General features: G+C 54.1%; 13 protein-coding genes. 11 read left to right on the top strand and 2 right to left on the bottom strand.

The window, feature by feature from the left end:
- Positions 1-579: 579 nt before the first annotated feature.
- The 10 genes from PGR10_RS12195 (at position 580) to PGR10_RS12150 (ending at position 10945) form a co-directional block, all read left to right on the top strand.
- A complete protein-coding gene (locus PGR10_RS12195) occupies positions 580-1185 on the top strand; it encodes a tyrosine-type DNA invertase (RefSeq protein ID WP_087859712.1) in 606 nt (201 codons plus the stop codon).
- A gap of 587 nt (positions 1186-1772) precedes the next feature.
- On the top strand, positions 1773-2369 hold the full coding sequence (gene fimE, locus PGR10_RS12190; RefSeq protein WP_087859713.1) for a type 1 fimbria switch DNA invertase FimE: 597 nt from the start codon (positions 1773-1775) through the stop codon (positions 2367-2369).
- 495 nt (positions 2370-2864) lie between these two features.
- A complete protein-coding gene (gene fimA / locus PGR10_RS12185) occupies positions 2865-3413 on the top strand; it encodes a type 1 fimbrial major subunit FimA (RefSeq protein WP_045373910.1) in 549 nt (182 codons plus the stop codon).
- 72 nt (positions 3414-3485) lie between these two features.
- Positions 3486-4025 (top strand): fimbrial protein, encoded by a 540-nt coding sequence (locus tag PGR10_RS12180; protein ID WP_123273292.1) that lies wholly within the window; start codon positions 3486-3488, stop codon positions 4023-4025.
- 73 nt (positions 4026-4098) lie between these two features.
- Positions 4099-4785, top strand: coding sequence for a fimbria/pilus periplasmic chaperone (locus tag PGR10_RS12175; protein WP_183269119.1), 687 nt, complete (start codon positions 4099-4101; stop codon positions 4783-4785).
- 81 nt (positions 4786-4866) lie between these two features.
- The gene (locus tag PGR10_RS12170) at positions 4867-7500 is read left to right on the top strand and encodes a fimbrial biogenesis usher protein (RefSeq protein WP_087859717.1); all 2634 of its coding nucleotides are present in this window, start codon (positions 4867-4869) and stop codon (positions 7498-7500) included.
- 10 nt (positions 7501-7510) lie between these two features.
- Entirely contained in the window at positions 7511-8041 is a 531-nt protein-coding gene (locus PGR10_RS12165) for a fimbrial protein (protein WP_015369866.1), read from the top strand.
- Between the two features lie 12 nt (positions 8042-8053).
- Positions 8054-8557, top strand: a complete 504-nt coding sequence (locus PGR10_RS12160) for a fimbrial protein (RefSeq protein ID WP_087859719.1) — start codon at positions 8054-8056, stop codon at positions 8555-8557.
- Between the two features lie 17 nt (positions 8558-8574).
- Positions 8575-9480 (top strand): fimbrial protein, encoded by a 906-nt coding sequence (locus tag PGR10_RS12155; RefSeq protein ID WP_087859720.1) that lies wholly within the window; start codon positions 8575-8577, stop codon positions 9478-9480.
- Positions 9467-10945: an EAL domain-containing protein gene (locus PGR10_RS12150; protein WP_430923531.1), complete on the top strand. Its 1479-nt coding sequence runs from the start codon at positions 9467-9469 to the stop codon at positions 10943-10945. The genes PGR10_RS12155 and PGR10_RS12150 overlap by 14 nt, the downstream gene beginning before the upstream one ends.
- Positions 10946-10981: 36 nt before the next feature.
- Here the strand turns inward: PGR10_RS12150 and PGR10_RS12145 are convergent, their stop codons facing one another.
- Both PGR10_RS12145 and yjdI read right to left on the bottom strand, forming a co-directional pair.
- Positions 10982-11254: a GNAT family N-acetyltransferase gene (locus PGR10_RS12145; protein WP_015369862.1), complete on the bottom strand. Its 273-nt coding sequence runs from the start codon at positions 11252-11254 to the stop codon at positions 10982-10984.
- Positions 11255-11265: 11 nt separating this feature from the next.
- Positions 11266-11496, bottom strand: coding sequence for a 4Fe-4S mono-cluster protein YjdI (yjdI, locus tag PGR10_RS12140; RefSeq protein WP_015369861.1), 231 nt, complete (start codon positions 11494-11496; stop codon positions 11266-11268).
- Between the two features lie 400 nt (positions 11497-11896).
- Between yjdI and PGR10_RS12135 the strand changes: the two genes are divergently transcribed.
- A complete protein-coding gene (locus tag PGR10_RS12135) occupies positions 11897-12169 on the top strand; it encodes a YtcA family lipoprotein (RefSeq protein WP_015369860.1) in 273 nt (90 codons plus the stop codon).
- Positions 12170-12172 lie beyond the last annotated feature (3 nt).

The following is a 12172-nucleotide window of genomic DNA, read 5'->3' as shown; positions in this document are numbered from 1 at the left end:
TTCCGACTGCTCGATAATAAGTAAAATCTCTCTTTGAAACGTCTGCACATTTATTAACGCTATTCTCCCTACGATTTTTGCAGTATGGTTTAATCGCTGTTGTAGTGTTGCAGTGAATGCTAACAATCGCCGGACGCTGTTTGCCTACGGTAAAACATTTACGCAATACCAACCTGTTTATTGAGGCAATTATCCTCATGGATAACGGTCATAGCGTTATCCAGCCAGGACTCAGTTTATCAGCCGGTAGTCAATGACCTTGCTGTAAGCGCGCATACTCAAGAGGAGAAAGGATGAACAGGACGTGTAAACCCCCAGGAAAATCGATATACATCAAATGCCTGAGCGCATCGCATCAAAAATTCGCCAGCGCACTCCACTCCAACGGCGGGGAGACTTCATTATACCCACTGGATTTCGCGCAGCGTTACCGCGACACGGTCCTTGTTACTTGAGGAATATTAAAAACGATCCGCATCATGCTTACTTATAAAATGCGAAACCTATCTTCGGATCCTGTAATAGGCCAACCAGAGCCTATGGGATAGTAATGTACGCCTGCAATAGAAAGGGAACATAATGAAGAATAATAGCGAAATAAAAAAAAGGAACTTCCTGACTCAGAATGAAATCGAGTCACTACTTAACGCTGCCAATAGTGGACCACATGCTGCTCGTAATTATTGCCTGACATTGCTTTGCTTTATTCATGGATTTCGTGCCAGTGAAATTTGCCGACTGCGAATTTCGGATATTGATTTGCGTTCAAAATGTATTTACATCCACCGTTTAAAAAAAGGGTTCTCAACGACACACCCGTTGCTGAATAAAGAGATTCTGGCACTAAAGCGCTGGCTGGATATTCGTGATGAATATCCACAATCCACCAGCGAGTGGTTATTTCTATCACGTAAGGGTAACCCGCTTTCACGCCAACAGTTTTACCAGATTATTTCCGCCTCTGGCGATCAGGCAGGACTACCGCTGGAAATTCATCCGCACATGTTGCGTCACTCCTGTGGCTTTGCGCTGGCCAATATGGGCATCGATACGCGTCTTATCCAGGATTATCTCGGCCACCGTAACATTCGCCATACCGTCTGGTACACGGCCAGTAACGCCGGACGCTTTTACGGGATTTGGGATAAATCCCGCGAGAAGCAGAGAACGTCGCTTTTCCAGTAAGGTAACCTTACGCCACGGATGGCGTTTCGTTATCGGTGCATCGCATTTCCCCCTGCAGACATTGCAAACCCTTCCCACGGTCTGGCTGTTGCAAATTTGCTCTGTTTAGGCTGCGATAAATTGCAGCTTTCCTCATATATAGATTTTTTCTTGCGAAACATTAATAAAAATTAACCATACGTTAAATATGTTTATTGTTCTTAAAAGTTCTTATTTAGAACATGAAAAAAAACGTTCCTATGCACCTGTAATTCATCAGGATATTAGTTCGTTATTTATTGTTAAATTAATCCTTTCAGCACATGTTTTCCGTTCAATAAATAGCTGGCATTAACTTTTTTCCTTGCTATTTTATGCACCTGCCCGCGACCTTGCGCGGCTCTATTGTGGTAAAGAATAAAATAGATAAAAATAAGAATTATCGCGTGGCGATAATTTATGCATGTGTAAATGTAATGTGATACCTGTTTTGTCATTAGCCCCTTCAAATAATACGGCCTTTGCATTCAGATTGTTTTTTATCCAGCCAGGGATCTTTTTCCCAGGCTGTTCCTTGCGAGTAAACTTAAATTCAGGAGCTTAAAATTGTGAACCGACGTCGTTTTCTCACCGCCAAAGAAGTACAGGCAATGATGCAGGCGGCCCAGCACGGCCCAACCGGCGAACGAGATTACTGTCTGATCCTGTTGGCGTTTCGTCACGGGATGCGTATCAGCGAATTACTCGATCTGCACTATCGCGATCTCGACCTTAACGAAGGACGCATCAATGTCCGCCGCTTAAAGAACGGTTTCTCTACCGTACATCCGCTGCGTTTTGATGAACGCGAAGCGATAGAACGCTGGACGCAACAACGGGCCAACTGGAAAGCAGCAGGTAAAAGCGACGCGCTATTTATCTCGCGCCGCGGTACCCCGCTTTCACGGCAACAGGCTTATCGTATTATCCGCGCCGCCGGGGAAGAGGCAGGAACCGTGACGCATACGCATCCACATATGCTGCGCCACGCCTGCGGCTATGAGCTAGCTGAAAGAGGGGCAGATACCCGTTTGATCCAGGATTATCTCGGACATCGTAATATTCGCCACACTGTCCGTTATACCGCCAGTAATGCAGCGCGTTTTGCCGGGATATGGGAAAGAAACAACCTTTTAGAGGAAAATTTACAAGCGCGGAAGAAATAGGATAACCAATTGATAAAAAGGAAAATTTTTAAGATTGAACAAGTCAATTGGGGCCAAACTGTCTATATCATAAAAATGTTTTGTAATCTTTTGCAACTGACAAGTGCATATTTCATCAAAAAAAATCTTATCTGATTGATTTACATTAATTTCTATAACGACCTTTCTTTACTTATCCTCCTCCGACTATCTACCACACACTCACTTCTCAACATTGAACTCAAGCACGTCGTTTTTCCATACCCGGCAGAGCCGTAGTTTTTAAATCCATTAAATAAATAAAAATCAGTATATAAATCCAAGAATACACCAACACAAACAAAATAAAAGCCATAAATCCCGACGAGTCAAAATGGCCCCAATTGACTCATCAGTAGGGGCGAAAACTGTGCAGAACCGGCAGTCGCACCATTCGGCTGATTTATGGAATGCCTGGAAGGCAAAACGGCTGCCAATTTTGGTTCGTAATATCGATTTTGTTTAAAGGAAAACAGCATGAAAATCAAAACACTGGCAATCGTTGTTCTGTCAGCTCTGTCCCTGAGCTCCGCGGCGGCCTTGGCCGATACCACCACGGTAAATGGCGGTACAGTGCATTTTAAAGGAGAAATCGTCAACGCAGCCTGTGCAGTCGATGCCGGTTCTATCGATCAGACCGTTCAGTTAGGCCAGGTTCGTTCGGCAAAACTGGCTACCGCGGGCAGCACCAGCTCCGCAGTCGGTTTCAACATTCAGTTAGATGACTGTGATACCACTGTCGCGACCAAAGCCTCTGTCGCTTTCTCCGGTACCGCGGTTGATAGCACCAACACCAGCGTTCTGGCACTGCAGAGCTCCGCTGCTGGCGGCGCGACCAACGTCGGCGTACAGATCCTCGACAAAACCGGCACTCCGCTGGGCCTGGATGGCGCAACCTTCAGCGCGGCCACCACGCTGAACGACGGCACCAACATCATTCCTTTCCAGGCGCGTTACTACGCCACTGGCGCGGCTACTGCCGGTACTGCTAACGCAGACGCCACCTTCAAAGTGCAATACGAGTAATTCAAACATCAGACAGGGAAGCATTCCGGGCCAGGATGGCCCGTTATCCACTACGGGATTGGGGTGATAACGATGCAAGGCGTGAAGACAGGTCTGCTGATGTTTCTGCTTTCGCCGCTGGCGCAAGCCGGCAACCACTGGAACGTCACGGTCGCCGGGGGAAACATGCGTTTTCAGGGCGTCATCATCGCCGAGTCCTGCCGCGTTGAAGCCGGCGACCAGCAGATGACCGTCAATATGGGGCAGATCAGCAGCAATCGCTTTCATTCAGCCGGGGAAGATGCCAACCCCGTGCCATTCGATATTCACCTTCAGGATTGCAGCACCGCAGTCAGCCAGCATGTCGGCGTGTCGTTTCGCGGCGTGGCCGATGGCAAAAATCCGGATGTGCTCTCGGTTGGCGAAGGACCGGGTATCGCCACCGGCGTAGGCATCGCGTTATTTGATAATGAAGATCAATTGATTCCGCTGAATAGCCCGCCGGGCGCCTGGCGGCGGCTGTATACCGGCCCCACCACGCTACATTTTGTAGCCAAATATCGGGCGACCGGCAATCAGGTCACCGGAGGAGCGGCAAACGCGCAAGTTTGGTTCTCTCTGACCTATCAGTAATTAACCAGCAGACATCCGGAAACAGGAAACAACGGTGAGTACAAAAGGGGTAAACGTGAAAAAGAGACTGGGGATGACGCGCGGACTACTGGCGGGATTATTGATGATGGCCGCAAGCGGTTACTCCGCCTGGGCTCAGGCCGGCGTTGCGCTCGGCGCCACGCGGGTTATCTATCCGGCCGGGCAAAAACAGGTACAGTTAGGGGTAACCAATAATGATGACAGCAGCACCTATCTGATTCAGTCCTGGGTGGAAAACGCTGACGGCGGCAAAGATGGCCGCTTCGTGATTACGCCGCCGCTGTTTGCCATGCAGGGCAAAAAAGAAAATACCCTGCGCATCATTGACGCCACCAATAAACAACTGCCGCAGGATCGCGAAAGCCTGTTCTGGATTAACGTGAAAGCCATCCCGTCGATGGATAAATCCAAGCTGAGCGAAAATACCCTGCAACTGGCGATTATCAGCCGCATCAAGCTCTACTATCGCCCGGCGAAGCTGGCGCTACCGCCGGATCAGGCGGCGGAAAAGCTGAGCTTTAGCCGCAGCGGTTCGTCGTTAACGTTGACTAACCCTACCCCTTATTACCTGACCGTCACCGAACTTAACGCCGGCACTCGGGTGCTGGAAAACGCGCTGGTGCCGCCAATGGGTAAAACCTCCGTCAAGCTGCCGCCGGATGCCGGTAGCAACATAACTTATCGCACGATTAATGATTACGGCGCGCTGACCCCAAAAATGACTGGCGTGCTGCGTTAACACAGGTTTGGCCCGCCGGGCGGGCCATGCCGCGCATAACAATAAGAACTGACAGCCGGGCGAATTGAGACCGGAGGGACTATGTCACATCTCAAATATGGACTGGACCGTTTTGGTTCCCGCAGCGCCAGGCTCCGCCCACGCGCTATTTTAGCCATGGCGAAATTCCCCGTGGCACTCTGTTTTGTCCTGCAGGCGGGCCACGCGCAGGCTGAACTCTATTTTAACCCGCGTTTTTTGGCTGACGACCCTGCGGCGGTGGCCGATCTTTCCGGTTTCGAAAACGGGCAAGAGGTGCCGCCCGGCACCTACCGAGTCGATATTTATCTTAACGACGGCTTTATGACCACTCGCGATGTCACTTTTAACCGCGGCGAAAAAGGCCATGGGCTAAGCCCGTGTCTGACCCGCGGGCAGTTGGCCGGAATGGGGGTCAACACCGCGGCGGTGACCGGGATGAACGCCCTCGCCGCCGACGCCTGCGTGCCGCTGACCGAACTTATCACCGATGCCACGACGCGCTTCGACGTCGGTCAGCAGCGCCTGTATCTCACCGTACCGCAGGCCTTTATGGGCAACCGCGCGCGCGGCTATATTCCGCCAGAAATGTGGGATGACGGTATCAACGCCGGACTGCTGAACTACAACTTCACCGGCAACAACGTCCATAACGATACCGGCGGCAGCAGCAACTACGCCTATTTAAATCTACAAAGCGGCCTTAACCTTGGCGCCTGGCGACTGCGTGATAACACCACCTGGAGCTACAGCAGCGGCGGCAGCAGTTCCAGCAATGAGAACAAATGGCAGCATGTTAACACCTGGCTTGAGCGCGACATCACGCCGCTGCGCTCGCGTCTGACCCTCGGCGACAGCTACACCAACGGCGATGTTTTCGACGGCATTAACTTCCGCGGCGCCCAGCTGGCGAGCGATGACAACATGCTGCCGGATAGCCAGAAGGGCTTTGCGCCGGTGATCCACGGTATCGCCCGCGGCACCGCGCAGGTGTCGATCAAACAAAACGGCTATGAGATTTACCAGAGCACGGTCCCGCCGGGCCCGTTCACCATTAACGATCTCTATGCTGCGGGCAACGGCGGCGATCTGCAGGTGACGATTAAAGAAAACGACGGCACCAGCCAGGTCTTTAGCGTGCCGTGGTCAACGGTGCCGGTACTGCAGCGCGAAGGGCATACCCGGTACGCGCTGACCGCCGGCGAATATCGCAGCGGCAACGATCAGCAGGAAGAGCCGAAGTTCTTTCAGAGCACCCTGTTACACGGCCTGCCTGCGGGCTGGACTTTGTATGGCGGTACGCAACTTGCCGACCGCTACCGCGCCTTTAATCTCGGCGTGGGGAAAAACATGGGCGATTTCGGCGCCGTCTCGCTGGATGTCACCCAGGCCAACGCCACCCTACCCGACGACAGCGATCATCAGGGGCAGTCGATTCGCTTCCTCTATAACAAGTCGCTGAGCGATGTCGGCACCAATATCCAACTGGTGGGCTATCGCTACTCCACTAAAGGTTATTACAGCTTTGCCGATACTACCTACCGCCGGATGAGCGGTTACGACGTACAGACCCAGGATGGCGTGATCCAGGTGAAGCCGAAATTCACCGATTACTACAACCTCGCCTATAACAAGCGCGGCAAAGTGCAACTGAGCGTGACCCAACAGTTGGGGCGTACCGCCACGCTCTATCTGAGCGGCAGTCATCAGACCTACTGGTCGACCGGCAAGGCGGACCAGCAGCTGCAGGCCGGACTCAACGCGGCGGTGGACGACATCAACTGGACGCTGAGCTACAGCCTGACTAAAAACGCCTGGCAGCAGGGCCGCGACCAGATGCTGGCGGTCAACGTCAATATTCCGTTCAGCCACTGGCTGCGTTCCGACAGCAAATCGGTATGGCGGCACGCCAGCGCCAGCTACAGCATGTCGCACGATCTTAATGGCCGGATGACCAATCTGGCGGGACTTTACGGCACCCTGCTGGAAGACAATAACCTGAGCTATAGCGTGCAGACCGGCTATGCCAGCGGCGGCGAAGGCGATAGCAGCGGCACCGGCTACGCGGCGCTGAACTATCGCGGCGGCTACGGCAACGCCAACGTCGGTTACAGCCGCAGCGACGGTTTCAAACAGCTGTACTACGGCGTCAGCGGCGGGGTGTTGGCCCACGCTAACGGCGTGACCCTGAGCCAGCCGCTGAATGACACCGTGGTGCTGGTGAAAGCGCCGGGCGCCGGTGATGTAAAAGTGGAAAACCAGACCGGGGTACGTACCGACTGGCGCGGCTATGCGGTACTGCCTTACGCCACCGAATATCGCGAAAACCGGGTGGCGCTGGATACCAATACCCTTGCCGATAACGTCGATCTCGATGACGCGGTGGTGAGCGTCGTCCCTACCCACGGCGCTATCGTGCGGGCGGACTTCAAAGCCCACGTCGGGGTCAAGTTACTGATGACGTTGACCCATAACGGCAAACCGGTGCCGTTTGGCGCGATGGTCACCTCAGGCAGCAACCAGAGCGGCAGTATCGTGGCCGATAATGGCCAGGTCTACCTGAGCGGGATGCCGCTCGCCGGCAGCGTGCAGGTGAAATGGGGCGAAGGCGCGGACGCCAGCTGCGTGGCCAGCTACCGCCTGCCGGAAGAGAGTCAGCGGCAGGCGCTGAGCCAGCTATCGGCAGAGTGCCGTTAAGGAACGCATGATGATGAAAAAACCACTTAACCTGTTCGGCGCCGTCCTGACGCTGGTCTGCGCTAACGCCTTTGCGGCGGACAGCACCATCACCATCAGCGGCTACGTGCGCGACAACGCCTGCGCGGTGGCCACCGAATCGAAAGAGTTTACCGTCGATCTGATGGATAACGCCGCGAAGCAGTTTAACGCCGTCGGCGCAACCACGCCGCTGGTGCCGTTTCGTATCGTGCTGTCGCCCTGCGGCAGTTCGGTGACGGCGGTCAAAGTCGGCTTTAACGGCACTCCGGATAGCGACAATAACGACCTGTTAAAAATCGACGGCGGCGCCTCCGCGGCGGCGGGGATGGCGGTGCAGATCCTCAACGGCCAGCAGACGATGCTGCCGGTCAACGCGCCCTCTTCGTCGATCGCCTGGACCACCTTAACGCCGGGGCAGACCAACACCCTCGGTTTTTACGCCCGGCTGATGGCAACCCGCGTACCGGTGACTGCCGGTCACGTCTATGCTACCGCCACCTTTACCCTTGAATTCCAGTAACCGGAGGCTGAGATGAAAGCACACTACGCAGGATGGCTTCTGGCAGGCGCGCTGGCGTTAAACATTATCCCGCTGCAGGCCGCCGACATCACCATCACGGTGAACGGCAAAGTGGTGGCCAAGCCGTGTACGGTCTCCACGACCAATGCCAACGTTGACCTCGGCGATCTTTATACCTTCAGCCTGGTGTCGGCGGGTTCCGCTTCGGCCTGGCACAGCACCGCGCTTGATTTAAGCAACTGCCCGGTCGGCACATCGCGCGTCGTCGCCACCTTTAGCGGCACCGCGGACAGCACCGGCTATTACAAGAATCAGGGTACCGCAGGAAATATCCAGCTCGAACTACAGGACGACAGCGGCACCACGCTCAATAACGGGGCGCAAAAGTCGGTTCAGGTCGACGATAGCTCGCAGTCGGCGCGTTTTCCGCTGCAGGTTCGGGCCCTGTCGGTTAACGGCGGCGCCACCCAGGGAACCATTCAGGCGGTGATAAGCGTCACCTATACCTACGCCTGAGTCAGGAGAGTTTGTTTATGAAAAAAGTCATCGCTCTGTTAACCACCCTGCTGCTGATGGGCTGGTCGATTAACGCCTGGTCCTTCGCCTGTAAGACCGCCACCGGCGCAACTATCCCCATCGGCGGCGGCTCGGCCAACGTTTATGTCAACCTGACCCCGGCCGTCAACGTAGGGCAAAACCTGGTGGTCGACCTGTCGACGCAAATTTTCTGCCATAACGACTACCCGCAAACCATTACCGACTATGTGACGCTACAGCGCGGATCCGCCTACGGCGGCGTACTATCGAGCTTTTCCGGTACCGTAAAATATAACGGCACCTCTTATCCGTTTCCGACCACCACGGAAACCTCGCGGGTAATCTACGATTCGACCACCGATAAACCCTGGCCGACCGTACTCTATCTGACTCCGGTCAGTACCGCGGGCGGGGTGGCGATTACCGCCGGATCGCTGATTGCCGTGCTGATTCTGCATCAAACCAACAACTACAACAGCGACTCCTTCCAGTTCGTGTGGAATATATACGCCAATAACGACGTTGTCGTGCCGACCGGCGGTTGCGATGTCTCCGCACGCGATGTGACCGTGACCCTACCCGACTATCCGGGTTCGATGGCGGTGCCGGTCACCGTCCACTGCGCGCAAAACCAGAATCTTGGCTATTACCTTTCCGGCACCACCGCCGATAGCGCCAACTCCATTTTCACCAATACCGCTTCCGCTTCGCCGGCGCAGGGTATTGGCGTCCAGATGACGCGCAACGGTACCGTCGTTCCGGCCAACAGCAATGTCTCACTGGGTACAGTTGGCACTTCGCCGGTGAATCTCGGGCTGACCGCTACCTATGCGCGCACCAGCGGCCAGGTAACGGCGGGTAACGTCCAGTCGATTATTGGGGTGACGTTTGTCTACCAGTAAAGCCGATATCCCGCAGGCGACGACAGACTACATCCTGTCGCCCTGCGCCATGGCGGCGGCGGGATTAGCCCGCATGGTCGACGACGGTTGCCGCCAGCCTGTGTGGCTACAGCCGCGGATGCAGACCATGCTGTCGATATCTGCGCCAGCCGACGTCCGGCAAATCGTGGTTTTTCTGCCCGACGATCCCTGGTGGCTACTGTTCGTCCTGCGCGAAGCCGCCTGGTTACTCAACCAGGCCAAACGACCTTTGCCTATGGTGATCTTAAGCCGCAGCCCGGCGCCGTGGCTGTGGCAAACCTTACTGCACCAGGTCGGCGACCGCCGCCTGCTGGCCGCCGTACAGGCGGTCTCCTCCGATCTACCCTGCCGCCGTCTGGCGGCATTGCTGAAAGGCGGCCTGGTCGGCTACCCCGCCCTGCAACAGCTTTCTACCATCGAGGCACTGGCGCGCGGCAAGCCGCCGTCGGGCTTAAGCAAAATCGAACTTAACGCCACCCTCGCCCTGCTGTATGGCCACAGCATCACCAGTCAGGCGCAAATCCGCGGCGTTAGTCAGAAAACGCTCTACAACCAAAGAACCTCAGGACTAAATAAGATGGTGGAGTATCATCCGCATCTGGCGAGCCGGTTTCCGGGCAGCCGAAGCAAACGCGTTGCCGGTCAGAGCATCACTGCGCTGACTCCCTTCGAACGTGAGTTTATTCATGCCATTCATGGACGGCAGATCTTTCCGGTCTTTCAGCCGATTGTCGACGACCGCATACGCCTGCAGGGCATCGAGATATTATCGCGCTGGCGCAAAGATGGCGTGGTACTGCCACCGGGCGAGTTTCTACCGCATATCCACTCCGAATACGCCTGGCTATTACTGACCGCCTTTGTCCTGCAGGAAGCGGTGCAGAATATCAATCGCTATCAGGGCGAGTTCTATTTTTCGGTCAATATCCCTCCCTGTATCGCCTATCACGATAATCTTGCCCGTATGATGGAAACCGCCTGGCAACAACTGCAGAACCCACTGTGGGCCGACCGGCTGGTGCTGGAATTTGCTGAAACCGTCGATTTACAGCAGCAAGGAAAAGCGGTAGCGAATATGAGCAATATTCAGCAGCAAGGCTTTCGCATCTTTCTCGACGACTGCTTCTCGCACAGCAGCGTCATGTTCCCTGTGCGCACGGCGCGTTTTAGCGGCTACAAGCTGGATATGAGTATCGTCAATGATTTTCAGCGCGACCCGCACGCACTGGTGCTGATTAAAAGCCTGGTCTACTACTGCCAGCTGACGCAGAGCCGCTGTATTGCCGAGGGAGTGGATAGTCTGGAGAAATTTAATCAGCTAAAAGCGCTGGGGGTCGATCGTTTCCAGGGGTATCTGTTCTCACCACCGGTCACTCGCGAGCATCTGGGAGAGATCATTCAGCGCTTTTTACCGGATCATGCCACCTGCCGGTTGGCCGGGTGATCGCAGCACGGCGCCAGCCACAGCCGGCGCCGTATTTCAGGCGCGAATGTCGTCGTACTCGCGGGTGTTATCGAATTCGTGTTTGGCAAACGGGCACAGCGGAATGATTTTGCGTTGTTCCTGGCGCATTTTCTCGACCACTTTCGCTACCAGCTGTTTACCCACGCCCTGGCCTTTCAGGCTGGGATCGACATCGGTATGCTCAATAATGCTCAGATGTTCACCGGTTGGAACAAAGACAATTTCCGCCACCTGGTTTCCCTCGGCGTCATTAACGTAGAACTTGTTGTGGCCTTCCAGAATTTCCATCATTTCCTCGCTTATTTGTGGCGATACTTCAATGCGCCGCTGGGACAGGTATCGATCACTTTGACCACCGTCGCCACATCCACCTGATCGGGGATGATCCACGGTTTACGTTTAAGATTGAACAGCTTCGCGCTGCCGCGCACGCAGTTACCCGAGTGCTGACAGATATCGGTATTGAAATAGACATCTATCTTCTCGCCGGTATAGGCCCGGTAGCCCGCTTCCAGTAGTTCTTTATCCATGACATTGCCTCAGTATTTTTATTGTACTTACCTAAGAATAGCTCGCGGCATAGCCGCTGACTATGGAGAAATGAGAAACGCCCTATTTCAATTATTTCGCTAATGATAAAGCGACTTTTTAATACCTACGCGAAATTAAACTATTATCAGAGGATAACCATAACTCGGCTAAGCAAACCATCAGCGCTATAATTTAGGCGGTGTATACTCTAAATAATTCGAGTTGCAGGAAGGCGGCGACGCAGAGAATCCCCAGGAGCTTACTCCAGTAAGTGACTGGGGTGAGCGAGGAATGCCAACGCACATGCAACTTGAAGTATGACGAGTATATTGAGGGTTTATTTCGTCAACAACGAATAAACTCAATTGTTCAATGGCATGAACATTCAGGTATCTTCCTTTGAAGCAAATTGTAAAACGGGCGCGCCCGGCATTGTTATTACTTCTTTTGGCGGTCTCCGGTTGCTCTTTATCCCCCGCCATACCGGTATTAGGCGCAGCATTCCCCGGCTGGTTCTTCTGCTTTTTAGGCGGCGCATTACTGCTGATCCCTTGCCATATCTTGATTGCCCGTAAAGGCTGGCAGGCGCGCTTTTCCCCGCTGGTATTAAGTTACCTGGCGTTAATGTTTCTATTTGCCACTATTCTGTGGTTTCTTCTTTTCGCACATTAAATA

It is taken from the genome of Klebsiella sp. 141198, assembly GCF_050600785.1.
GTDB classification, from domain to species: Bacteria; Pseudomonadota; Gammaproteobacteria; order Enterobacterales; family Enterobacteriaceae; genus Klebsiella; species Klebsiella aerogenes.
This window is presented reverse-complemented; position numbering and strand designations above follow the sequence as displayed.

Bases quoted from the DNA above. Each gene is read 5' to 3' on its own strand.
- yjdI (WP_015369861.1), bottom strand. From the start codon at position 11,496: ATGGATAAAGAACTACTGGAAGCGGGCTACCGGGCCTATACCGGCGAG.
- PGR10_RS12160 (WP_087859719.1), top strand. From the start codon at position 8,054: ATGAAAGCACACTACGCAGGATGGCTTCTGGCAGGCGCGCTGGCGTTA.
- PGR10_RS12165 (WP_015369866.1), top strand. From the start codon at position 7,511: ATGATGAAAAAACCACTTAACCTGTTCGGCGCCGTCCTGACGCTGGTC.
- PGR10_RS12170 (WP_087859717.1), top strand. From the start codon at position 4,867: ATGTCACATCTCAAATATGGACTGGACCGTTTTGGTTCCCGCAGCGCC.
- PGR10_RS12195 (WP_087859712.1), top strand. From the start codon at position 580: ATGAAGAATAATAGCGAAATAAAAAAAAGGAACTTCCTGACTCAGAAT.
- PGR10_RS12155 (WP_087859720.1), top strand. From the start codon at position 8,575: ATGAAAAAAGTCATCGCTCTGTTAACCACCCTGCTGCTGATGGGCTGG.
- PGR10_RS12180 (WP_123273292.1), top strand. From the start codon at position 3,486: ATGCAAGGCGTGAAGACAGGTCTGCTGATGTTTCTGCTTTCGCCGCTG.
- PGR10_RS12145 (WP_015369862.1), bottom strand. From the start codon at position 11,254: ATGGAAATTCTGGAAGGCCACAACAAGTTCTACGTTAATGACGCCGAG.
- fimA (WP_045373910.1), top strand. From the start codon at position 2,865: ATGAAAATCAAAACACTGGCAATCGTTGTTCTGTCAGCTCTGTCCCTG.
- PGR10_RS12175 (WP_183269119.1), top strand. From the start codon at position 4,099: ATGACGCGCGGACTACTGGCGGGATTATTGATGATGGCCGCAAGCGGT.